We start from the raw sequence: 25,695 nt of genomic DNA on the forward strand, positions 1-25,695 counted from the left end.
CCTATACATCATTATATTTATATACAATGACACTGAACGCAATTAAGGGCTACCACGGCACCTTAATTAACACGTAGAAGCATTCTAAAAAACATTAGCAAGGGGCAATATTATGATGAGGAGACAAGAATACTTCAGAAAAGCTTTTTTAATCTTTTTCTGTTTTTTAAGTTTAATTTTATCTTTTGGTTTAGTTAAGACTGCACAGGCAGCTACGACAAGTTCCGACTTTAATGATGGAATCACTGATTGGCAACAAACCGATCACAATGATATTGGTTTGAAAAAAATTGGTGGTAACTTATCCATTGGTTATGCCTTTGGTTTAGCACAAAACACCAGTGGAAATGTTGCCAAAATGGATGATCCAACCATCACTTCCGACAGTCAAGGTGGTCAAAGTAATTCATATTTTTCAAAATTCAACGTATTCCTGAGTGATAATAACAAATATATATCTTCAGTTGCACAATCGGGTTATACTGCATCTAATCCATTAACAGCTGCTAGAAGTGTTTCACTATCTTCTTTAGATTTTGCCATTGTACCTGAAAAAGATTCCTCTGGACCACTAGCAGGTGTTAGCAACGCATCATACTCTATTCTTTTAAATAAATTAACTAATAAAAAATATTATTTTGGAAAGGACGCTAATGAGAATAAGGCTTTCAAGATCGTTGGTGACTTCAATAGAGAATCATCTGGAACAAATAACCCTGGAACTTATACATTGAAAGTTGAATTATTACTGAGGGTGTCACCAACAAATGCTCCAGTAATTCAAAGAGAAATGTATGTAAAAAATGCGACATCTAGCACACAGAAATTTGGTGTTCTATTTGGTGAAGACACTGCACTTAACATATCTGGAAGCAGTTATGCTGATAGAGTAACTATTAAGGATATGGATGATAAAAGTGGTATGTCAATTCAAAATGGCGATTACAAACTTTTTATAAACAATCAGTTACCTGATGGTCCTACAAGTTATGCTGCTCAACCGTTCAGTAGTAGTATGATGAACTGGCTAAGTGGATTTTCACCGGCAAACTTTGCTGGAAGTGGTGCAGAATCAAAAACATACGCTAATAACACCATCCTATCTAATGTTGATTCATCATACACACAAAAATGGCCATACACCACCCTTGCTGCCGGTGATACTGCTCACTTCGCTACTGCAATCGGTGTTACGAAAGATCCTTACGCAGTACCAATACCATCAAAAACATATACTAATGAAACTCGTTCCGATGGAACAAATCGTGTCGGAGACAAACTAAAGTTTAATCTAAAAATGCTAAATAAGGGTTATGGAAGTAGCTGGAGCTTCGACGAATTACAAGACAGGATACCCGATGGCCTACAAATTGATCCCAATTCTATAAAAATGAATACACCTCTATCCTCAAATGTTTCAATCAATCCGGCTTCATATGATAGCTTGACTAAAACATTAACGATAAATCCTGAAAGTACGATTAACGATGCACAATCTGCCACTGTCACATTTGAAGCAACTATAACGCATGATGCTAGTGGATTGACTTTGAATAATACAGCTTACTTTACTGGTAAAGACGTTGGAACAACTACAACCAGTGAATCTCAGAAGTTCAATGCCTCTGTAAATATTCCAGTTGAAAAATCTTCATTTACGTATAATTTCACGAACCTCGTAGAAAATGAAACTAATGGCGAAAAAAATTACGCCGAGTCTACAAAGGCTAAAGCTGGAGATATAGTTAATTACCAAACAAAATTCACGGTTAATTCAAATAGTAAAGATTCACTAGTTAGTGGTGGCTACATGAAAAATCCTTTACCAAATGGGTTACAAATAGTAAGTGCAAAAATGACTGGACCTGATGGAAATACATACTCAATAGGTACTAACGTAGATAGTCAGGGTTTGAAAGCAATTACTCCCGGAGAATCTGTAACCATGGATGTCAAAGCTAAAGTTACCAAAGCGTCTGCTGGTATCATTAGTAGTACCGCTACAATAACTGGCACAACAAGTTCCGGTGCCTCACCTGGTGACATAGTCTCCAATACAGCCACTGTCAATGTAACTGACGTAGTTGGTTTCACCGAAACACCAAGTCTAATCAATTTCGGATCAATCAATTTTACCGGACAACAAGAAACCTTAAAGAACGTTGCCACGACCGGTCAACTGATTGCCAATCACCCCACTGACAACAACTACACTGTTTCAGTAGCCTATGATAACGACGCCAGCACACAAATGAAAAATAGTGCCGGTGACACCCTATCACCTACATCTGATGGATTGATGTTCATCAGATCACGTACCAGCTCTCCTGACGATAAGGGAACATGGACACCGATAACTCCTAGCGGTACGCCAATTCAAACTGGGACCTTCAACGGGACCCAGAACCTCACTAACTACATTGGTGTCGGTGATTGGAAATTAAACATTAATTCCAACACCAAACCAGGTACTTACAACGGTACGTTGACGTGGTCAATGGCAGATTCAATTTAAAATTTAATTCAAAAATACGTTCAGACTTTTAGCTATATGCTACAAATCTGAACGTATTTTTTTATTTTTATTATTTGATACCACTGATTTATATCCCAAAAACATTCTTTAAAAGCTTTTTTATAACTACTGAAATGGCTGTGAAATTAATATACCATGTTGTTGACGAATCAAAAAAATGCGTTAACTAACCTGGGGGATATTACTTTGAAAGGTAAAGTGCAATTCAAGATTCTATTTTTTGTATTATTCATCTTTTCGCTTATATTCGTTTTACTTATTTCAAATGAAACTATCACTATTGCAGATTCACAAAAAATAACTTGGGATCCTAATACGAATTTTAATGATGGTATAGATAATTGGAAATATTCTAGAGTTAATTACGTCGGTAAATTAGATATCAGTAAAGATCTTCGTCTAGATTATACTTTTGGGTTAGCACAAGACACTAACGGCAAAGTCATCTACGGTGGTGACGATACCGTCATCAGGGATTCAACTCGAAACAACCAAAGTACCTATTATTCTAAAATAAATACCTTTCTAGATGATAATGACAAATATGTTAGTGCTTTGTTCCAACAAGGCTGGAAGTCACAGATGACACAACTCGAATCAACTTCCCCCTCTTCAGGAGACTTTATGCTGGTCCCTGACAGAACATCATCAGCAGTCTCAACTCCTGATTATTCCATTTTGACTAATTTCTTATCCGGGAAAAAACACTATCAAGGAACTGATGCCAATGGGAAACCAACTTATAAGTTTGCCGGTGATTTTATACGAAATAACAATTTTGGACACTATGATTTACGAATGGAAGTAGTTCTACGGCCTTCACCAAGTAATGCTGCCATCGTCCAACGTGAGTTATATGTTAAGAACGTCTCTGGATCTACACAGAGCTTTGGAATATTGTACGGCGAAGATACTCAACTTAACGGCAACGATGCCGTACCAATATATGCACTTGAAAAAAACAACGGTATTTATATCCAAAGTTCACAATACAAATTACTGTTCGATCGAAGTCTACCAGATGGACCTTCAAACTATGTTGTATCACAATATAATTCCGCCAGTATGGATTGGACCAAAGGCTTCAGTCCCGCTAACTTCTCAGGTACCGGTACTGAGACTAAAAACTTAAAATATGGTGATCTCATCTTGGGCGGTTCAGGTGGTATCGACACCTCATACACAATGAAGTGGCCCTACACCACTTTGAAGCCTGGCGAAACAGCTCACTATGTATCATCAGTCGGTGTCTCTCAACCAAAATATGCTGTTCCAAAAGTCACTAAAACTTACACAAATAAAACTAGTACTGACGGCAAAAATCACATCGGTGACAAATTAAATTTTGACTTAAAAATAATGAACGTCGGATACAACAGTAACTGGTCCTTTACCAAATTGGTCGACCAAATTCCCGACGGATTACAAATTGACCCCAATAGTCTAGTCCTCAAAAATACTGACGGTACCACTAGTAAATTACCTTCCGAAAACTACGATGCAACTACAAAGACGTTGACGATTCCACCGGCTCTAACTGTTCCCGATGGTAAATCTGCCTCAATTCAATTTGATACAACAATACTTTCCAATGCTGGTGGTACTACGATTCACAACCTCGGTATCTTCTCCGGTATTGATGCCGGATCAGATGACGCTGAGGAAAGAAGTTACACAGCCACAGCCGATATACCTATAGAAAAAACAGCCTTTGACTATGTCTTTACTAAGCAAGTCAGAAATGTAACCAATGGTGAGACAACCTACAAAGACAGTACTAACGCCAAGCCAGGAGACACCATTAAATTCAAGACACAATTTACAGTCAATCCCGCCAGTGCCAACTCACTTAATGAAAATAGTTTTATTTACGAGGTACTACCAAAGGGACTAGTTGGAGAAATTGGATCAGCCAAAGGGACTAGTTGGAGAAATTGGATCAGCCGTAAAAACTGAATACACTAATCCAGCTTTAAATGGGCAAACATCATTCACAGACACTCAGAACATGTCCGCCTGGATTCAAAAAATTGATCCTGGTAACAGCATCACAATGGAATTTCCTGCTACCGTTACAAAAACGGCCTCGGGATCAATTAGCAATACCGCCAAGATAACCCCTGTAACTACTAGTGGTGGTGCAAACCTCGGCACGCTCCACACCAATATCGCTAACGTAGTAGTCCAAGACACGAATATCAGTGGCTTCGTCCAAACTCCATCATTGATAGACTTTGGAAAAATCAATTACAGTCCAGAAAATCGCCTTTTAACTAATATTTCAACTATTGGTCAACTCCTAATCAATCATTCAGCGCCGACCAATTATCAAGTTTCCGTTGCTTATGATAATGACGACGACAATACAAAAATCAAAAATGAAACTGGCGATACTTTACCACCTTCATCTGATGGCTTAATGTTCATCAAACAACGTGAATCAGATCCAACCGTTCCGGGAACTTGGAAACCTATAACATCAAGTGGTACACCGATTCAATCCACTTTCTTCAATGCAACATCACCTAATCTGACAAACTATGTCGGTGTGGGAGATTGGAAATTAGCAGTCAACTCACAGGCCAAACCCGGTAAATATACCGGAACTCTAACTTGGGCAATGGAAGATGTGCCTAATTGATGAGATTATAAGCATTATCAGAAAAAAGCTGATAATGTTTTTTTATTTCTCAATTGCCTGATATAAAAGGATTTATATGCTTTAAAATTAAAAATAAACTAATTTATTTTAATTTTAAGGTTGACATATCTAATAAAAGAGTCTAAATTTACAACCAATCAATAACAAACGAAAAAGACGTTCATCAAGAACTTGGCTATTCCAGGTATCTCAGAAAGTTGTCGGTCGATGCGAGACAACACATTACCTGAATAATCATTATCACCTGACAGTCGTGCTTCAAATCGGTATTACCGTAGTAGAAGTCACTGGTTGCACCCATTATCGTGCCGGCAAATTATTATAGTTTGTTTGAGGTACATGCAGCAATGCACGTACGAATAAAGGTGGTAACACGTCCTAGACGTCCTTTGATGATTTAGTTCATCTTAGGGCGTCTTTTTGTTTTTATTAATTAAAATTAAATTAAAAGAGGTGAGTCTCTATGGAAGCAAATATTAGTGAATCTCAGATTAAGGGTCAGATTAGAATTTTAAATATTACAAAAACAAATGGAGGCTCCACTTATGACACAAAATACAACTGAAACTTTAACAAACACTAGATTATCAGAAAACGAGGCTGAACTAACTCAGGCACTCTACAATTCATGGAGAACTCAAAATCCACTGAACGAAGATGATTGGTCAAACTACGCAACCGACGACGAAACAGCTTATCGTGTACAAGATGAACTAACCAGACTAAAGAATGAGCCAGTCGGTGGCTACAAAGTTTCACTTACCAGCAAGCAAACTCAAGATATGTTCGATTCTGATGAACACTGTATGGCGCTCAACTGGCAAGTCACTTCCTGCATGCTCCAACAACAGTTAATCTGAGTGACCTAATGGAACCACTCGTTGAAGTGGAGCTTTGCTTCCGTGCCAAAGAAGACCTGAGTCCAGATGACACTTTGGAAGATCTCCTAAACAAGACAACCGTTGCGCCAGCACTAGAGGTGCCAGATTCAAGATTCAAGGACTGGTTCCCTAGTCTATCGAAGTACATGGTCATGTCAGACGCTGCTGTAGGAGGCTTAGTCGTTTATGGGGATGAATTCGATACTAAGTTATTCAAGACAGTTGATGCACTAGAGAATGTTAATTGCACTTTGCTTCACGACGGGGAGGAACTGAAGTCAGGTAAATCAACAGAAGTACTAGGCAACCCACTTAAGTCACTAAAGTGGTTAGTCGATAAATTAGCAACCCAACATAAAACTTTGAAGAAGGATCAACGAGTATCGTCAGGTACTTTCGTTTTACCACCATCACTTACAAAAGGTGCATGGCAAGCAAGATTCGATAATGGCCTTGGCAATGTTGACCTCGATGTTAAATAGCTCCAAACAAAAAACCAATCTCAAATGAGATTGGTTTTTGAATTATTTACCCGATATTGATTTCATTCCAAAGTAATTAGCGACCCAGAGGTTCATCCAAGCACCAGGATCTTTTTGAAGATAGGCCGTACCATCAAAGGCATTGTACAAACTCTTAGGCTCAGAAATGAGCTTAACAGTGACGGTATCTTTGCCAACCTTCTTGGCATCAGTGATGGTTCTATATTCTTGTGTAACTTGCAGGTTGGTATAGTTGACATCTCGATATGCTGTTAAACCACTTCTTAAGAATAGACCTAACAAAGCAACTGCCAATATATACTTCAAAGCAACCGAATAAGTCGACTTATTAAGATCGTAGACAACCATAAAAATTGCAATCCCCAAAAAGACAGTTGAACCAAACAAAGTTCGAGGTGGAGCTTCTGGAGACAAGATCAAGCTATAAACACTAGCAAAGTGACCGATCAAAAATATAAAACTCATGATCGTACTATTGTCTAATAGTTTTCTTTGTCTATACGCACAGATGTACAAAACAAGTAAAGCCACGTAGGGAATCCAATATGAGTGAATTGACAGACTTGCCAAATTCTTGAAATTGCCTAATAGAACTCCCAAGGTCATACTCATATGTCCTCTCGCCTGAGATCCGGGAGACATAACCATGACGATGGATCCAATCAAACTGGCTATGACACTAAATAATTTCCATAAATAAAACTTTTTATCTTTTAAATATTCTAATAGCATCATCAACATAACGATCAAAGCTGATGCCGGACCAGAATTCTCGTTAGTAGCACCAGCTAAGAAGCCCGCTATGATCGATCCCACTAGTAATAGAACATTCGTATCCTTCTTAAGTGAACACATCATTATGAAGGATAAATAAATCAAACTAGTCCATAAATAATTTCCAGAACCAGAGACCCATAAGGCACTCTTACCGAATTCCGGAATAAAGAACCAGAGAAAGGCGAATACAATAAAGAGAATAATTGCATCAGAATGCTTATCACTACGTCTGCGTGAAAAGCCATTGATCATCAATCCCAAACCAATAAAGGCAAAGGTATTAAAAATATCAAAAACGATCTTGTTATATTGCATAAAGAACTGAACTATCGAATGAGCCACGAATCTTCCGTTCCAGTTGAAATAATGGTTCCACTGTGAAATAGCAATCGTGGTTAATCCATCGATTTTTTCTTTTTTTCCAAATGGTGACGCTGTGTGATAAATAAATCTGTAAATATAATCGTCAGCCGTGTACATTGTTTTTAGATTCAACGTGAAGATAACTATGAATACCCCGAGTAACACTAAAACTAAAAACACATTATTTAATTTAACCTTACTTTTGATTTTAATTTGCCCCCTAAACCAGTTAAAAGTGCTTGCCATAACATAATATCACAATAATCTAGCAAAAAAGCCAATCTCTCACGAGACTGACTTTTTTAGTTTTATAAATTAATGGAATACACGTTTTACACCAACGATAGTACCACGACCTGAATAGATTGAGTGTACTTGCACTGCATAAGGCCATGATTCGATCATTGTATGAGGATCCAATAGAATACCAACGTGCCATACAACACCGGTTGATGGGTCAGCGAAGAAGATCAAATCTCCTCTTTGACGACTATTGAAACTGATTTGTGGGAGACGTCCATCTGCCCAGTAGTCACGGCTATTCCATTCGTGACCTGGTGAAGCGTGTTGAATATTTGAAATTGGAGCTGAGTCAACACCTGAAGCATATAGAGCTTGTGTAACTAGACCTGAACAGTCAACACCATAACCTGGCATTGAAGCTGCACCAGAGATCCATGGTTGGCCAAGATACTTGTATGCTTGGTTGATCATAGCTTCAATATGATCTGAACGAGTACTTGTAGCATTTGTTTGTAGTGGAGCAACGTAGGCATCAAAGTCATACCATGATTGTTCTGAGAAGCCCATAGCTTGCCATGTAGCTAAGTTAACAGTTCCGGTAACAGGCAAACCAACTCTTGATTGAAGACCTCTAACAGAATTAGCAACATTACCATCATAGATAGTGTGAGCATTTGAATAACCGAAGTATCTTCTTACTAACCAAGTCTTGATACCTTCAACACCGTTATATAAATCATAACCAGGTGTTTCAGATTGCTTGATTTGTGTATCTTGAATTTGTAGCCAGCCACTTGGGTTTTGGTAAGCAGGTGCTGTTGTAGCATCGTTACTGTTGATCCAAAGGTTATTAGCGATTTGGTAATAAGTAACACCGTTGAATTCATCCTTACGGTTATACTTCCACATTGAGTTTGCGGCCAAGTTTTGCGCACCTGTATAAGTGTAGTCAGCTAGACCACGGTTATATTGAGGAGCACCGTTGTTTGTAACACGGATAGAACCTTTGTCAGCATATCCGTATGACAATTTAACATCGTTAGCATCAGCGTATTCATATGTGCTGACACGGTCGTATTTTTGTGCACCGATTGATAGTTGCTTATCAGTGATCCAATCAGTATTTGCCATCAAGGCACGGTTAGTGATTGATTTTCCTTCTTTATCAACTAAGTAAGTTACCTTATTAGTTGTTACGACACCATTTTTGATAGGTGTAACGCTTGTTTGTGAGTCTTGTGTAGAATTAGCAGTAGTAGTATCTGCAGTTGCTTGTGTTGTTGTATCGGCTGAAGTATTGTCAGCTTGTGCATCTGTAGTTGGTGCAGCAGTAGCATCGGCATCTGTATTAGCTGTAGCATTTGTTACAGCTGTTGGTGCTTCAACAGGTGCAGTTTGTGTAGCTGTTTCACTAGCTGTTGTAGTGTTTGTTGCATCAGCGTGGACAATGTTTTGTCCCCCTACGAACAAGGCAGCTGATAGCAGTCCACTGTATAGAAAAATCCCTGTACTTTTCTTCATCTTAATCTCCCTAATAACTTATAGCACGTCGGTTCTGGGTATCCCAGTTGGCGATGAATGAGTTAATATTCATTTGTGTACTTTGGTTAGTCCAGCAATCATTGTAATAAACATTATTAGCATCATAACCTGTAACAACTAAGGCATGATATGGGAATCCATGCAATGTGTTCCAAGTTACGACTGGGTGTCCAATGTTGATTTGATACTTGATCGCATCAAAAGTTTCACCAGTCATATTCTTGGCTGTACCGGCATATTTTTCTACTAAGTTCATTAGTGCTGGTGGAAAGATAGTAATACCTGTATTGTCCCAAGGTTGTCCCATGTAACCATAATTAGGATTACTGCTTCTTGGCATCTCTTGAGCTAACTGCATCTTATTCACATTGGCACCAGCATATTGCAGCATCATTGTGACCGCAGTTATCTCACAGCCATTAGGCAATTCAGGTCTCTGACTGATCAACGGAACTCCAGTTACCCAATCGGCACTAGCATAACTTGTATTGTTCAAAACAACATTGTCTTGAGGTATCCAAGTGTTAGCAGCAATTTGGTACCAATATTTGTTACCGACCTTGGCACGCTTATTTACTTGCCAACTTGAACCAGTGGCTAAGTCATTGCCTAAGTATGTAGCCTTTGAGCCATAACCGCTGAATGAATGAATACTAGAATTGGACTTATAGACAACGTCCGCTGTTCCAGTATACGATTCAACATTGTTAGTAAAAGCTCCTGACTCTGAATCAACGTATTCCGAAGTAGCAACGTGATAATACACTTTGCCATTTTGAACTGAACGTCTAGCATTCGTATACCAATCAGTATTTGCCATTAAGGCACGATTAGTAACCAATTGTCCGTTTGGATCATAAATGTGTGCAATATTACCATTAACCGTGAATACACCGTCGACGGCTTGGTCGGTATAACCAACCTGAGTTCTGGTAGTATCTTGTGGTTGTGCAGTCTGTGAATCTTGTGTTACTTGCGTATCTTGATTCGTTTGTGCTGTCGTATCAGCTGATTCTGCTTGTGTTTGTACAGTGCTTGCTTGCTGATCTGGTGTCGTTTGTTGCTCTACTTGAGTACTTTGAACACTAGGATCTGCTTGCGTTGCTGTATCAACAGCGTCAGCATGGACGATCTGCGGCGTTAATAAAGCTGCTGAAGCAAATAATGTCGCTAATAAAAGATTGTTTTTCCCCATTTATTCTCCCCCTTCACACGAATAATTATCGCGCAAAGTAGACGTTTTCTCAACACAAAAAAGAGCCGATGTGCTCGGCCCCCAATTTTAAAATCTTTACTTGCAATCTTTCAATGCTTGAATAGCGTTGTTAGCAACGTTCACATCAGTATCAACGACCTTGTCACCAATCTTTTCTGGTGCTGGAATGCTAGTGTCTGTCTCAACTTTAGGACTCACGGTAGCGGCAGACACAGTCGTTATCAATCCAGTTGACAATGTGGCCAATAATGCACCACCGTACAAAAACAATTTCATGTTATTTTTCATAATAGTTATCTCCTAAGAGCTTCCTATTAACTAACAGATCCCTCAGTACATTCTTTCCTTATTTCCATTTTCATGGCTAGTTATACTCGCTACTACTGATTAAGTCGACAAAAAAAGCCGGATCTCTCCGACTTGTCTACTTACTATTTTGTGATTTCTTCAATCACTTTTGCCATTGCTTGAGCTTTGAATTCTTTTTGAGCTTGTTGCATAACTTGTTTTTGTTGTGCAGCAGTCATTGAAGGATTAACGGTCATTGCCTTTGTAACTGCGGCTTTGACATAGGCTTCACCCTCAGTTTTCATTTGAGTTTGAACCTTCTTGCTCTTCATTTCCTTACTCAACTTAGCTGCTTGAGTAGTTGATAAGACCAACCAATCATCCCCAATGTGGAATGTATTAGCCTGCTTAACAAATTCTTTGTCATTGTCAGAAATACCGAATAAGAATGAATAGAAACCATTCTTGTATTCCCAACGCGTTGTCTTTTGAGTCAAAGTATTTACACTTGAACCCTTCTTAACACTATTAGTAACATCAAGTTTGGCCTTAGTATGCTCAGGATTCTTAGTCTTGGCAGTTTCAGGTGTCCGATAAATATAGACATCCTCCTTGCCGCTAGTTCCTAATTTCTTATAGAGCAAAACATTACTACCCTTTTGAACAGTTTGAATCTGCATTGTCTTTTCATTCGTTACTTTTTCCATACCGAAGTGTCCGTATTCATTCGAAACCAACAAAACGATACTTACAATGAAGAGAGCGATGAAGATTCCAGCTAAGGTATAGCCGACTTTTTTATTCTTAATAAAAACTGCAAAGTAATATGAAAGAACGGCACAAATAAGAATTGATACGATAATCATTACTTGTCACCTGCCATTTCAACGTTCATTGATTCTAGATCAACATCTTTTGATTTTGAAGTGTTCTTGACCATGAAGGTAATTGCCAACGCAATCACACAGAATAGAATTGCAACACCAAAGGCAGCGTGATAACCGCTCAATGTGGCGTTGAAGAACTTATCTTGATAATTGAGTGGTGATTGAGCCAAGATACTCTTACCTGGCTTCAAGTTGTTTGTAACGTTAGTTAGGACACTGACCAAGATGGCTGTACCCATTGAACTGAAGACCTGACGAACAGTATTATTAACGGCTGTACCGTGACTCATTAGACTTAATGGCAATGCGTTCATACCATCAGTTGTAACAGGCATCAAGACCATTGAGATACCGAACATACGAACCATGTACAAGACAACGATATCTAGAACTGGTGTTGTTTTAGTTAAAAATAAGAATGGAATCGTTCCAGCTGTTAACAAGAACATACCCATACGAGCTAAGTCCTTAGGTCCGAATCTATCGAAGGCACGACCTGTGATAGGACTCATAACACCGATTAAAATAGCACCTGGTAGTAGTGTTAATCCAGAATGGAAAGCACTCATACCTTTAACAATTTGAAGATATAATGGCAAGATCATTTCAACACCGACCATGGCCATATTAGTTACAGATGACAAAGCAGCTGCGACTGCGAATTTCTTTTCCTTGAAAACACGTAGTTCCAAGAATGGGACCTTCATCTTCAATTGACGATATCCGAATAAGATAACTACGATAACACCACCGATGATAGTGCTCAAGACAATCGGTGAACCCCAACCATTATCACCAACAGATGAGAATCCATATAGCACTGAACCAAATCCAACTGTTGAAAGGATCAGTGACAAGACATCAAGCTTTGATCTCTTAGTTTGGATAACTGGTCTCATATAAACAAAGGCCAAAATAAGTACGATCACGACGATAGGAATAATCATTCCGAAAAGATCACGCCATGTAAAGTTATCGATGATCCAACCAGACAATGTAGGTCCGATGGCTGGAGCAAGCCCGATAACCAATCCACCTAATCCCATGGCTGTACCACGTTGATTAGCTGGGAATATCGAAAGCATAATAACTTGCATAAGTGGCATTGTGATACCAACACCAACAGCTTGGATCAAACGTCCAGCTAAAATAGTTCCAAAGTTTGGAGCTGTAAAACACATAATTGTTCCGATTAAGAACGTTGACATAGCTATGATGTATAAAATTTTATTACTAAAATTATTACTCAACCATGCTGTAACAGGGATCATAATACCGTTAACCATCAAGAATCCAGTCGTCAACCATTGAACAGCTGAAGTTGTAACATTGAATTCTTTCATTAATGTTGGAAATGCGGTAGTTAAAATTGTACCGTTCAAAACAGTACAGAATGTACCGACAAGCAGAACCATAACTAACAAGTTACGGTTGAATGGTTTGCCGTTGACATCCAAATGTTCACTACTATTTGCCATAATAGTAACTTCCTTCTTTCGCTTTTATATCTATTTATTACTATCGGGAATTTTTACTTTATCGAGATTGGCATAAACCTTTGCCATAATTACATCCAATTGCTTCAACTCTTCTTCCGTGATACCTGAGTAAATTGTCTCATTGGATTCTTTAAACGCGCTTCGGAGTTTATTGCCAAACTCTTTACCCGACTCAGTAATTTGGACAATTTTGCGACGACGATTGGTTTCATCAACTTCACGTGTAACGAATCCCTGCGCCTCGAGTTTCTTCAACGATCGAGCAATGATTGCTCCATCAAACAAAGTAACCTCGCCAATTTTTTCCTGATTATAACCAGAGTGCTTCGTCACAATCATCATTATTATGCTGTCAGCTAAGTTCAAATCCTTTCCTTTAAGAAAGGCTGATATTAGCCGCTTGCGCTGCATCATAAATCTAACTGCAAAACCTACCAAATCGTAATCGTCCATTGTTCTCCTCATAAAATTAAAAATTTATTTCTAAATAGCAACAAAAAATATGCTATACCCAACTGTTGATAAAATCAAGAGTTAAGTACAGCATATTTTTATGAAACTGTTTCCACGTAAAATAAACGCAAAAAAGATGGGGATATTAAAATATCTCCATCTTTTGCATACGATAAAAATCGGCAGGTTAAAAACCGCCGGAGGTGAAAGAGATAAGTCCGCAGTGATAGTTTTATAGGAACGGAGGTCTTCCGTTCTTATAAAACTGGACGACATTTTAAATCCGCAGATCTGTGCGGATTTAAAATGCGAGACTTCAGACCGCCTTACGGCTGAAGTCGGTCCCACAGCAGACTTGTCTCTTTCGACCGGAGGCCAAACTAGTCAAAATAATTAACACCAATAGCAGCTCTAACTTCAGCCAATGTTTGATTAGCAACCTCATTAGCACGGTCACTACCGTCTTTGAGAATTTGGTAAACACCAGGAATATCCTTTTCGTACTCAGCACGACGGGCACGAATTGGTTCTAGTACTCCTTGCAAGACATCGTTCAAGTAACGCTTAACTTTGACGTCACCCAAACCACCAGCTTGATATTGTTCCTTCAATTCAGCGACTTTGGCTTTGTCATCAGCGAAGGCGTCTAAATATGTGAAGACAGTGTTGCCTTCGATTTTACCGGGATCTTCAACGTGAACGTGATCAGGGTCTGTATACATTGACATGATCTTCTTAGTTACCACATCAGCTGGATCTGACAAGTAGATACAGTTACCGATCGACTTGCTCATCTTGGCATTACCATCAGTACCAGGAAGACGTCCTTGGCCCTTAGGAGGGAAGACACCTTCTGGCTCAACTAATGTATCAGTATTATAAATACTATTGAATGAACGAACAATTTCACGTGTTTGTTCAAGCATTGGTTCCTGGTCATCACCAACAGGAACTGTGTCAGCCTTGAAAGCAGTGATATCAGCAGCTTGGCTAACTGGGTATGTTAAGAATCCCGCAGGAATACTTTGACCGAAGCCCTTCTGCTTGATCTCTGACTTAACAGTTGGATTTCTTTCCAAACGAGATACATTAACAATATCTAAGTAATACATTGTTAATTCATTCAAAGCTGAAATTTGTGATTGAACCAAAATATTAGTTTTGGCAGGATCGATACCAACAGATAAGTAGTCTAATGCAACTTGGATCAAACTGTTACGAACCTTCTCTGGGTTTCTAGCATTATCAGTGAAAGCCTGCATATCCGCAATCATGATAAACATGTTATACTTGCCTTCGTTTTGTAATTTTACACGGTTCTTCAATGAACCTAAGTAGTGTCCGATGTGGAGCTTACCAGTTGGACGATCACCTGTTAAAATTGTATTAGTTTTCATTTTATTTCCTCCATAAGTACGTATTCATTAAAGCCATAAAAAAGCGTCCTATCATAATATATATAATAGGACGCTTGCACGTGGTGCCACCTGTTTTGTAGAATTTCTCTACCACTCATTAGCTGTAAGGCGGCTAGCCATATCCATTTCCTAACTCAAGAGCGACGACTTTTTCAGACTAGAAGTCATTCTCTGATTCAACTTACTTGAATTAGTACTCAAAAATGCTTATGCTTTAATGTACTCAATTGCTATAAGCATAATTAAAAACAACCAAATTGTCAACGAGAGGTAACTTATGACCGTTAACGAAACAAAAGAACAAGAACAAGCTCGAGTAGATGAAGTTGCACAAAAGATTGACGATAAAATCAACCGTGCTACTGAAAACCTCGAAAAAGCACATACTGAAACACATAATATTTACCGTAACTACGGTGAAAATACCAAAGTTAATACTTTTGAAGTCGATGACCAAATGGAAACTAATGCTTCTGTGCAACAACAGAAACAATTAGTTGCCTTAGCCGTTGAAAATGAAAATATTCTTGAATCAAATAAACTCAAATTGGAAAACCTACAAGGCTCTCCATATTTTGGGCGTATCGACATCGTTGAAGACGGTGAAGAAGACACACTTTATATCGGAACCTCCACATTGCAAGATGACGATGGAGAGTTCTTGATCTACGATTGGCGTGCGCCAATTTCTGGAATCTACTATAATGGTATGCTCGGAAAAGTCAGCTACCCTACACCTAATGGCAAAGCTGAAGTTGATTTAAAGAAAAAGCGCCAATTCCAAATAATCAATAACAAAATCAGAAATATGTTTGATACTAACGAAACCGTTGGCGATGAAATTCTTCAATCCGTTCTGAGTGAATATAGTGATGAATATATGAAAAATATTGTGGCAACGATTCAACATGAACAGAACACTATCATCCGTGATACTCATTCTGACGTCTTATTAGTACAAGGGGTTGCTGGAAGTGGTAAAACTTCTGCCATCTTGCAGCGTGTTGCTTATCTGCTCTATCACAGTCGTTCAACTCTTGACGCTGACAAGATCGTACTATTCTCACCAAATAGACTCTTCAGTAATTATATTTCTGAAGTCTTGCCTAGTTTGGGTGAAAGAAATATGCGTCAGGTAACCTTCAATGAATTCGTATCATTGCGTCTGACCGGTATTCAGGTTGAGACCCTCTTCGAACGTTATGAAAAAGACGAACGCAATCTTCCCCAAACAACTGTTGATATTCGCTTATTCAAGGAAAGTGCTGATTTCCTTGAAACACTGGAACAAACTGAAAAAGAAAATAAAGACCATACTTTGTATTTTGAAGATATCATCTTCGAAGGCAAACCATTCTTCACCAAAGAAGAAATTTCTGAAATTTACGATAAACAAAATACAGCCTTCAGTATCCCGGATAGATTCTTAAAAACTAAGAATACCTTGATCAAGCGTCTCAAAAGACGTATCCATAATGATCGTGACGAAGATTGGGTTCAAGCCGAAATCGACAATCTCGATGACGAGGACTTCCAACAAATCATCACTGATCACAACATTGAGGAATCAACTAATCAGCGTTCAATTATCGCTGAAGAATTCTTGAAGGAACGTTATGCTCCGATATACAATGCTCTGATCAATAATTATTTCTTCGATCCATACAAGGAATACATCTTCCTACTATCAAATATGAAACAAAACTTAGTCTCTGACAGCGTTTGGCAAACAATGATCGAGTCGATCGACCACGCTGTTGAAGCTCACAAACTCGGCTTGAGTGACTCAGTCGCCATTCTTTATTTGCGTGACTTCATCACCGAAAGTGGCATCAACCACAACATCCAACACATCTTCATTGACGAGATTCAGGATTATACTATGGCCCAACTGAAGTATATTTCTCACTCTTTCCCTAACGCTAAGATGACACTTCTTGGTGATCGTGCTCAAGACGTGCTGACTAGTTCATATCGCAACAAAGACGTTATCACTGCCATCTGTGAATTGTATCAAGGCAAAAAGGTCACAACGATAACTCTAAACCAAAGCTATCGTTCAACTGCTGAAATCACTGACTTCGCCAAGTCACTATTACCTAACGCCGATGAGGTCAAATCCTTCTCCAGAAAAGGTGAAATTCCTACTATCAAAGTCTTTGATGACGACACCGACTATTATCAAGGATTGAAACAAACTGCCCGTGAATTGACTGAAAAATATGAAACGGTCGCTATCTTAACTAGAAATCAAGCACAGGCCGAACAAGTATATGCTCATTTCAGTGATGAATCGCTGATTACACTAGTCGATGCTGGATTCCGTTCAATTCCGAAGGGAATCATCGTCATGCCAATTTATCTTGCCAAAGGATTGGAATTCGATGCCGTTATCGGACATAATGTTTCAGCTCAAAATTATCCTGATGCAAGAAGCCGCGACACGCTCTATACGATTTGTACTCGTGCTATGCACAACTTGACGATCTGTATTGATAAAACACCTTCGCCACTTCTAGACAACGTCAAATTAGCAGACTACGACACTTCTTCTGCAATCAAATAAGTTTCGTATAACAAAATACTAGCTAACGATGCACAAGTGGATAGTCCAAAAATCAACTGTAACTTACTCCTCCGAGTGTAACCAAGGTATGTCAAAATCACGCCCATCACAAAAATAACCATGAGTGGCATCAAGACGTCGTCCACAAAAAGTGAATCAAGCATCAACAAAAATAACAATGTCATCATGGCTCGTGATCGAGAAATATTAACTATCAAGATTGCTTCAAAAATCTGGAAAAGAAACATTACAATTGATATGTTAGACAAATCGAACATTGACTCCACCCTCTTATCAAAATGATAGTCGAGCAATGTAAATGTTCAGTAAATTTAGTGTAAATTTTATGTAAAATAAAAAAGGTTGCCGATGAAATTTGTAATTCATCGGCAACCCTTTTATTTTAAATTAATATTGTTCCAACAATTGCACTCACAATGGCTACTAACATCGCCATCTTCTCATCTTGTGTATATAGATAAGTCAATGCGTAACACCAGCCTAGCGCCATCATCATAAAGAATTGTAACAATGACCCTGGCAAGCTAAGTGCTCCGGCGATGATACCGCTGAAGATGATTCCTATAACTGCATTAGAAGGAGTGCTCTTTCTAAAGAAATAATTGAAGAAGAATCCTGTTTGGACCAACTGTTGTTGGACAGTAATAATAAATACATTTGCGATTATATTAAAAATAAATACTTTTTGATCTGAACTAACAACATCATCATTCTTGAACTGAGGCAACTTGCCAGTTACTTGCAAATAACTGATCATAAGTCTCAATGCACATACAAGGATGATCATCAGTGTTACTAATCCAATGTTTGAAACTAAAGAACTCATGAATCCGCGGGGATTGTCAGAGAATGAACGTCTCTCACGTAAGTATCGTCTTGCCATTAAGAATAAGAACACGATTCCGACTGCAAAAAAGACTACTGCTAAAATAACATTCAAGCCCTTATCAGTAGCGGCGATGTTCTTCAAACTCAATGTGATTATAGAAAATATAATCCAAATTAAATATCTGACTAAATCTGTTCCCGGAGATTCTCCTACACGCATAATTAATATCTTCCAATCAATAATTTTACTTTGCTATTATATCATATACGAATACTTCAATTTTGTGATGTTTTCATCTATTATTAGTTAGGTATACGGAGGGATTTTTATAATGAATAACCACAAACGAATTTTTTATCTAGACTTTATTCGTGTTATCGCAATTTTTCTAGTTATCTTCATCCACGTTTCCGCCATTGATACGACGCTGCATGTCGCAGTACTCAGTGGCAGATCACTAAGATCATCAATTATTTTGCACACATCAGTGTTCCACTATTCTTCATGATCTCCGGTTCACTCTTACTCAATATCAAAAAGACTAAATCTATCAGCTATACTTGGAAACAAAGAATTCCCAGAGTCGTGATTCCATTCATACTTTGGTCGATTATCTCACCAATCGTCGTGGGTATCTATGCACACTCACTATCGGCGCATAACGTTGCTGCATCAGTCAAAATGATGCTCTATCAACCAACCTCACCGACCCTTTGGTTCATGTATCCATTGATCGGTATCTACATTCTTTCACCGATAATTCGTACATTTGTTGAGAGTGCCAATCGAGAAATGCTCTGGTACGTAACCTTGATTTGGCTAGTAACTAACTCACTATTACCATCACTCGCCAATGTCATGCCTAAGAATTGGGTCGATGCTCTAACAATTTATCCAGTCGCTCAATTCTACTTGGTCGGTGGTTTCACTGGTTACTTCATTCTAGGATATTTACTGACAAAAATCGATATTCACGAATTAAGCAACATCTGGTTATGGATTGTAGCCTTAGTTGCTGGCTTTGCAGGTAATTATGTTTCTGAAGTATTTCCCAAAATATTCGATGCTTTTAACGGCTATTATGTAACATCGATTTTCATCCCTATTATGTCAGTTGCCGCCTTCATTCTATTGCAAAAATGGGGTGAACGCATTAATTCAACTGGTGTCATTAGAACTTTTGAATTCTTATCACCGCTGGTATTTGGAATTTACTTGATTCACAACTTGTTGATTCTCTACATGGAACCATGGTTCATGTCAGTCCTACCATTTGGTGGACTGGCCGCAACCTTTATTCGCTACATTGCTGTCGCAGCTGCTTCGACATTGATCATTTGGATCATCAGTTTGATCCCTGGACTTAATTATTTATTGACCGGTAGTCGTAAAAAGTAAAGACACCGCAACTTTTTAGTTGCGATGTCTTTTTAATTTAATCTTCTTTACGTTTCTTAATTCCTAAGAATGCTAACAATGCCAAACCTACAGCACTTAACCAAGCAGAGCTCTTTGCACCTGTTTGTGGGAATGCACCTTTGTTTGAGTTTGAAGCTGTTGCATTAGTTGAATTAGAACTTGAGGTTGTTGTTTCAGTACCTTTAAATGGTGATTCAGTTCCAGGCAAAGTAATTGGTGTATCTGGAATACCATCGCCATCTGTATCGATCTCGGGAGTATCAGGGATACCGTCCCCGTCTGTGTCGATTTCAGGATAATCAGGCTTACCATCACCGTCTACATCAATACCAGGATAATCGGGGTCGCCGTCACCATCTGTATCAATGCCAGGGTAATCGGGCTTACCGTCACCGTCTGTGTCGATTCCGGGAACTTCAGGTAATCCTGGGACTTCTCCGGGAATTGTTACAGGCTTGTCGGGTTCACCAGGTTTTTCGGTATCTGGGTTTTCAGTGTCAGGATTCTCACCTTCGTTATCACCGCCGCCTTCATTTCCATTGTTTTCATCTGGATCTGGAGGTGTTGGTAATTCCCATCCATCTGTATCGCCAGGGTCTGGATAGTCTATAACGGGTAATCCAGGAACTTCTCCTGGGATTGGAACTGCTGTTTCGTATTCGTAGTCAGTTTCTTTATCATTGTTATCTTGAAGATCCCATCTGTGAGTTTCAGCATTAACATTGACCTCATTTGCAATGATATTACCATCGAGATTAGCATTTGCATTTACGGTTGCTTCAGGTGCTAACAAGCTTCCTTGAAATACTCTATTTGTATTAATGATACCTTTATATAGCTTGTCAGATGCATTACTGTCATAAAAATTCCATAGTAAATGATTGTCACCAAAGTATGTAGTTTCCTGACTGTTTCTATCAGAGCCATCACTGTATTTGATGTTAATTTGAGAATTAATCTCATAAGGATCAATCCCGTGTGTATCAACATTAATGATTACGTTACTACCATCGCCGTCCTTTGAGATTCCCTTAATTGTCAATGGCGTATAACCTTGCAATACTTCCGGAGATAGATAAATGACGATTTGATTATCGGCATTAGGTTTATAGTCACTCAAATCAATGACACGATTATTCATATCACTAAATGTATTATTATTAATTTCAGCTGCATATTCATCAGAACCCACCAAGTAACTTGGTGGTAGTTCCGTCAAAGAATTCGACTTGTTATCCAATTCGCTGAATATCTTAGCAAAGTCAATATAGACATTACCATCATGATCTTGATAAGTTTCATCAGCAGTTAAATGATCAATCTGTATACCATCAGCCATTGGCCTATTGGTGTCAGAAACATCGACGTCAACATTTTGACCAAAGACAACTTTGTTAGTACGTGTTGTTCCACCAGAAACAAACGAACTATTTGCCATGTTTTGAATAGCTTGAATATAAGAAACATCGTAATCTACTAATTCTTCTTGAAGATTAGTACCGAAGTTTACTCCACCGTCAAGCTTTCCTACGGCAACATTACCATTAGTATGAGCTTTCAAATGAGCCTCATTAGCGAAGATATGGAAATATGCAGCATAACCTAATTCGTTATTCTCGGGATGTAAATCATATCCGGTATTTTTACTGCTACTATATGAAGCAACATCCTTGGCGAATGTTCCACCATCTTTGACATCGTAATTATTTATTGACTTTGTAGTAGGTTGCTGAACTGTTTGACTTTTAGCCGGCACGGTACTTGTAGTAACAGGTTCACTAGCAGTAGCTTGACTCAATGGTTGACCTTGAACAGATCTAAAAGCCATTCTACCTTGGTTACCATTTTGAACATTACCCTCAGTTTGTTGCGCATCTTGACCACTATTCTGACGATTAATCTTGGCATAGACAGCAGAATAATCTGGTTGTGTACTTGGGTTATTTTGCGTTGCAGTTTCACTAGCTACAGCCTGGCCACTAACAGCTTGCGTTTGAGCAACTTGATTACTTCCATCAGCATTTTGTGTAGCATTAGTATTATCAGCTAACACATTATTTGAAACAACAAGGAATGACAATACAGCGGCGCTAGTTGCCACACACGACAAAGCCCACTTAGTTCCTTTTTTAGTATTCATTATAGATCCCCCTCGAAGCATTAATACGTCAAACCGGACCCGGCATATTAGTGTTGAATATAAAATATTATTAATATTTTCATTATCACGCTAATTTTTTTTTACGTCAATTTCATATCAAAAAAACACCACAACCGGTAGTTGTGATGTCCTCATTTGATTTTGCATAGTTATAATCCTAACTCCCTAACGGATAAGTATAAGGAATATGTGCCATCTGTGGAACTTCATCCCAATGGACCGGATAACCAGCACCGTGAGCACAGAAGACTGACCCTGGCGTATTGTCCAAGTCTGAAACTGGATCATAGTCGAAGCCATCGATTATTTCCTGTGCATTATGGCAAGGTCGATATCCATCAACGACCGCTTCAAATAATCCCTGGCCATGTGTATAAGCATTGACTTCCTGCGCATAGCCTCGCATCTCAGAAACTGGTGCAGTACCAGTAAGTACGGTCGTTCCCGTTCCACCATCTGGCGTATCAAAACTACCATTCATCCGCTGAATGTCACTCATTGCTCGTCCAACTTGATCTTGTTCAACCTCTAATCTGAATCGATACCAAGGTTCCAATAACTGACAGGCACTACGTTCTTTTAGTTCCATCAATCCCTGTCTGACTGCACGCCAAGTGGCCTCACGGAAGTCGCCACCTACTGAATGAACATTGCTAGACTTACCACTGACTAAACTTATCTTGACATCCGTTAACGGTGAGCCAGTTAATACACCCAATTGTTCTTTGGCACCAAGATTAGTTAGAACTTGATGCTGCCAATTTTTACCTAGGATCTCCAAACTACATTGGGAATCAAATACGAGTCCCGTGCCTGGTGCCTCGGGTTCCAGCAACAAATGAACTTCCGCATAATGACGCAATGGCTCGAAGTGTCCAACCCCTTCAACTGGCTTCGTGATGGTTTCCTTGTAGAGAATGCTGCCTTCACCAAATCCGATATCTAAATTGAATCGATCTAACATCAATTGTTGCAAAATCTCCAACTGAACTTCACCCATGATTTGAACACGTGCTTCTTGAAGATGACTGGACCAAGAGACATGCAGCTGCGGATCTTCATCCTCTAATTGCCTCAATGCCGTTAGACAATTATGAATATCATTGTCCTTTGGATCGAGTGCATAATTTAAAACTGGTTGAATCTCCGGCAATTGAGCATTCTGAGCATTACCTAGACCTTGCCCTGGATAAGTTTGTGTCAGCCCTGTGATAGCGCAGACTCCACCGGCATCTACCTCTTGTACAAGCGTGAACTTGTTACCATTATAAACACGTAACTGATTGGCCTTTTGATCATCGACAACTACCGACTTAGTTGGTAAAACTCCACTCGTCACACGGACCCATGTTAATCTTTCGTCATTTTCATCATGAGAGATTTTAAAAACTTGTGCACCAAAGTCCGCTTGATAGTTGTCCTCACTAGACCACTGTTCCATGCCACCCAAAAAGTTTTCCACACCTTCAAGTTTAAGTGCCGAGCCAAAGTAACATGGGAAAACTTTTCGTTGCTTGATCATTTTTTTGATAACATCATCAAACACTTGTGAAGAATCCAAGAATGTTTCTAGAACATCATCATCTTGCATAGCGATTTCTTCATAAGATTCTTCTGACATTGTTTCATTGAAGGCAATACAACCAGCCGAAAAAGTATCCTGTAACTGTTGCAGCACACGACCTTGATCAGCGCCAGTTGCATCCATCTTATTCACAAAGATAAATGTTGGTACATTGTAGTGTTCCAGCAATCGCCAAAGAGTGCGCGTATAACCTTGAATACCGTCAGTCGCAGAAACAACTAAAATCGCATAGTCCAAGACGCTCAGAACTTGTTCAGTCTGTGATGCAAAATCCACATGACCTGGTGTATCTAATAAAGTTAATTCCAAGTCGTTATATTTTAGACTAGCTTGGTGAGAAAAAATCGTGATGCCACGTTGCTTCTCCAACTTGTCAGAATCCAAAAAAGCATCGCCGTTATCCACTCGACCTAGCTTTCTCAATTCACCAGTTTGGTACAACATTGCTTCTGACAAAGTTGTTTTACCGGCATCTACGTGTGCGACTATTCCTGCTACTATGCGTTTCATTTTAGTACCTCTTATATATTTATTTTAAAAATAATTGAAAATGGTTACGTAATTTAAAGTAACGTGTCAATTAATGAGTGGTTCTAAATAATGTACAACTTAATTGACAAAAAATAATAATTAAATTATCATTTGACTATGTTGAAATGCCTGTATTCATATTCAGGTCGTGAAAACACCTCATGGTAATTAATTACCGTGAGGTGTTTTTCGTTGTCCAAAAACATTCCCAAATTTCAAACATACGGTTCATTGATAAAAAACTTAAGATCAAAAAATATGATAATAGAAAATGAAACTGATGCTATAAATCTCCTAAAAGAAAATGGTTATTATACGTTAATCAATAGATACAAAGGTGATTTTTACATTTCTAACAAATCTCTCTTCGAGCGCGATACATCTATTAACGATTTATATAAATATAAACTAATAGAGACTGATTTCAGAAATATTCTTTTTAAATACACTATTATATTTGAACAAAAGCTCAAAGAATCCATATCCTACACTCTTTCAAAGGATATTGGAATAAGAACATCCGATTATCTCAATCCTTATAATTATAGAAATAAAAATAAAGCAAAACAAATAACAGGATTTATAAATAAAAAGATTATTGATTGCCATGACGATCCGGTTAAATATTATAAAAATCATTACAACGATATCCCACCATGGGTGCTAGTAAATAACATAACACTGGGACAAACTAGAATGTTGTTTTCAATGTTTAAATTTGACCAATCCGACTATGTGGCTCAACAACTGATATCCCCTAACAAAGAAATATTTTCAAATAATCGTAATGAAAGAGAAGAATTAATAGAATTCACTCGTAATATAATTTCAATTATTTCAGATTTTAGAAATACCTTGGCCCACGGGAGAAGAATGGTTCATTTTAACTCAAAAACTAAACTTAAATATAAGAGCTTGAAACTTTTTATAACTCCTAATGTCATCACTAAGAATGAGTTCTACACAGACAAATTATGTACAAATGATCCATTCGCATTCCTAGTAGTACTATCTATAACCATGAAAAGTACTCAACTAGATAATTTAATAATTCAATTAAAAGAATGGGAAAAAACCAATACTGGGACGATTAACGATAAAAAGTTGTTCACAAAATTTCTAAGTAATTCAAAAATCCCCCAGGATTTTATTCAACGTTTAAATAATATTCCTAAATAGTCCGTGCAAAATTCGTGCAAAGTATCTTTTACTTTTATTCAATTTGATCTTTTTTTAAAAAACAAAAAAGTCTCTAAATACTGATTTAACAGGATTTAGAAACTTCGAAATTTAGCTAAAACTCAATAAAACGCTT

19 protein-coding genes and 1 pseudogene are annotated in these 25,695 nt (G+C 38.3%); 8 read left to right on the forward strand and 12 right to left on the reverse strand.

Annotated features, from left to right (window positions below; all coding sequences use genetic code 11):
• The first annotated feature begins 112 nt into the window (after nt 1–112).
• From JCM14932_RS10625 to JCM14932_RS15340, 4 genes and pseudogenes are all read left to right on the forward strand, one after another.
• The gene (locus JCM14932_RS10625) at nt 113–2,515 is read left to right on the forward strand and encodes a hypothetical protein (protein ID WP_025024835.1); all 2,403 of its coding nucleotides are present in this window, start codon (nt 113–115) and stop codon (nt 2,513–2,515) included.
• A gap of 207 nt (nt 2,516–2,722) precedes the next feature.
• Nucleotides 2,723–4,492, forward strand: a complete 1,770-nt coding sequence (locus tag JCM14932_RS10630) for a hypothetical protein (protein WP_025024836.1) — start codon at nt 2,723–2,725, stop codon at nt 4,490–4,492.
• On the forward strand, nt 4,440–5,177 hold the full coding sequence (locus tag JCM14932_RS10635) for a hypothetical protein (protein WP_025024837.1): 738 nt from the start codon (nt 4,440–4,442) through the stop codon (nt 5,175–5,177). Before JCM14932_RS10630 ends, JCM14932_RS10635 begins: the two co-directional genes overlap by 53 nt.
• Nucleotides 5,178–5,728: 551 nt before the next feature.
• Nucleotides 5,729–6,561 (forward strand): annotated as a pseudogene (locus JCM14932_RS15340) (2-keto-4-pentenoate hydratase).
• A gap of 42 nt (nt 6,562–6,603) precedes the next feature.
• Here the strand turns inward: JCM14932_RS15340 and JCM14932_RS10650 are convergent.
• The 8 genes from JCM14932_RS10650 to trpS all read right to left on the reverse strand — a co-directional run bounded on the left by JCM14932_RS10650 (nt 6,604) and on the right by trpS (nt 15,247).
• The gene (locus JCM14932_RS10650; protein ID WP_268870374.1) at nt 6,604–7,968 is read right to left on the reverse strand and encodes a DUF3329 domain-containing protein; all 1,365 of its coding nucleotides are present in this window, start codon (nt 7,966–7,968) and stop codon (nt 6,604–6,606) included.
• 69 nt (nt 7,969–8,037) lie between these two features.
• On the reverse strand, nt 8,038–9,486 hold the full coding sequence (locus JCM14932_RS16055) for an NlpC/P60 family protein (protein WP_025024839.1): 1,449 nt from the start codon (nt 9,484–9,486) through the stop codon (nt 8,038–8,040).
• 10 nt (nt 9,487–9,496) lie between these two features.
• A complete protein-coding gene (locus JCM14932_RS10660) occupies nt 9,497–10,702 on the reverse strand; it encodes a C39 family peptidase (protein ID WP_025024840.1) in 1,206 nt (401 codons plus the stop codon).
• 96 nt (nt 10,703–10,798) lie between these two features.
• Nucleotides 10,799–11,011: a hypothetical protein gene (locus JCM14932_RS10665; protein WP_025024841.1), complete on the reverse strand. Its 213-nt coding sequence runs from the start codon at nt 11,009–11,011 to the stop codon at nt 10,799–10,801.
• A gap of 143 nt (nt 11,012–11,154) precedes the next feature.
• Nucleotides 11,155–11,877, reverse strand: a complete 723-nt coding sequence (locus tag JCM14932_RS10670; protein ID WP_025024842.1) for a DUF4811 domain-containing protein — start codon at nt 11,875–11,877, stop codon at nt 11,155–11,157.
• A complete protein-coding gene (locus JCM14932_RS10675; protein WP_025024843.1) occupies nt 11,877–13,376 on the reverse strand; it encodes an MDR family MFS transporter in 1,500 nt (499 codons plus the stop codon). The genes JCM14932_RS10670 and JCM14932_RS10675 overlap by 1 nt, the downstream gene beginning before the upstream one ends.
• 30 nt (nt 13,377–13,406) lie before the next feature.
• Nucleotides 13,407–13,850, reverse strand: coding sequence for a MarR family winged helix-turn-helix transcriptional regulator (locus JCM14932_RS10680; RefSeq protein ID WP_025024844.1), 444 nt, complete (start codon nt 13,848–13,850; stop codon nt 13,407–13,409).
• 380 nt (nt 13,851–14,230) lie between these two features.
• The gene (trpS, locus tag JCM14932_RS10685; protein ID WP_025024845.1) at nt 14,231–15,247 is read right to left on the reverse strand and encodes a tryptophan--tRNA ligase; all 1,017 of its coding nucleotides are present in this window, start codon (nt 15,245–15,247) and stop codon (nt 14,231–14,233) included.
• Nucleotides 15,248–15,545: 298 nt separating this feature from the next.
• Here trpS and helD point away from each other — a divergent pair, with 298 nt between their 5' ends.
• Complete coding sequence (helD, locus tag JCM14932_RS10690) at nt 15,546–17,834, forward strand: RNA polymerase recycling motor HelD (RefSeq protein ID WP_025024846.1); 2,289 nt, start codon at nt 15,546–15,548, stop codon at nt 17,832–17,834.
• Here the strand turns inward: helD and JCM14932_RS16610 are convergent.
• Nucleotides 17,807–18,112, reverse strand: a complete 306-nt coding sequence (locus tag JCM14932_RS16610) for a hypothetical protein (protein WP_025024847.1) — start codon at nt 18,110–18,112, stop codon at nt 17,807–17,809. The genes helD and JCM14932_RS16610 overlap by 28 nt on opposite strands.
• A 125-nt stretch (nt 18,113–18,237) precedes the next feature.
• A complete protein-coding gene (locus tag JCM14932_RS10700; protein ID WP_025024848.1) occupies nt 18,238–18,903 on the reverse strand; it encodes a CPBP family glutamic-type intramembrane protease in 666 nt (221 codons plus the stop codon).
• Nucleotides 18,904–19,015: 112 nt separating this feature from the next.
• On the opposite strand from JCM14932_RS10700, the gene JCM14932_RS17250 reads away from it, so the two are divergent.
• Both JCM14932_RS17250 and JCM14932_RS15350 read left to right on the forward strand, forming a co-directional pair.
• Complete coding sequence (locus JCM14932_RS17250) at nt 19,016–19,192, forward strand: hypothetical protein (RefSeq protein WP_235700591.1); 177 nt, start codon at nt 19,016–19,018, stop codon at nt 19,190–19,192.
• On the forward strand, nt 19,189–20,082 hold the full coding sequence (locus JCM14932_RS15350; protein WP_235700592.1) for an acyltransferase: 894 nt from the start codon (nt 19,189–19,191) through the stop codon (nt 20,080–20,082). Before JCM14932_RS17250 ends, JCM14932_RS15350 begins: the two co-directional genes overlap by 4 nt.
• Nucleotides 20,083–20,119: 37 nt before the next feature.
• Here JCM14932_RS15350 and JCM14932_RS16060 read toward each other — a convergent pair whose 3' ends face one another.
• Both JCM14932_RS16060 and JCM14932_RS10715 read right to left on the reverse strand, forming a co-directional pair.
• On the reverse strand, nt 20,120–22,243 hold the full coding sequence (locus JCM14932_RS16060; RefSeq protein ID WP_025024849.1) for a collagen-binding domain-containing protein: 2,124 nt from the start codon (nt 22,241–22,243) through the stop codon (nt 20,120–20,122).
• 178 nt (nt 22,244–22,421) lie between these two features.
• Nucleotides 22,422–24,359: an elongation factor G gene (locus tag JCM14932_RS10715; RefSeq protein ID WP_025024850.1), complete on the reverse strand. Its 1,938-nt coding sequence runs from the start codon at nt 24,357–24,359 to the stop codon at nt 22,422–22,424.
• A 213-nt stretch (nt 24,360–24,572) separates the two neighbouring features.
• Between JCM14932_RS10715 and JCM14932_RS10720 the strand changes: the two genes are divergently transcribed.
• A complete protein-coding gene (locus tag JCM14932_RS10720) occupies nt 24,573–25,559 on the forward strand; it encodes an Abi family protein (protein ID WP_025024851.1) in 987 nt (328 codons plus the stop codon).
• The last annotated feature ends 136 nt before the right edge of the window (nt 25,560–25,695 follow it).

It is taken from the genome of Companilactobacillus nodensis DSM 19682 = JCM 14932 = NBRC 107160 (genome assembly GCF_000615905.1).
Taxonomy (GTDB): domain Bacteria; phylum Bacillota; class Bacilli; order Lactobacillales; family Lactobacillaceae; genus Companilactobacillus; species Companilactobacillus nodensis.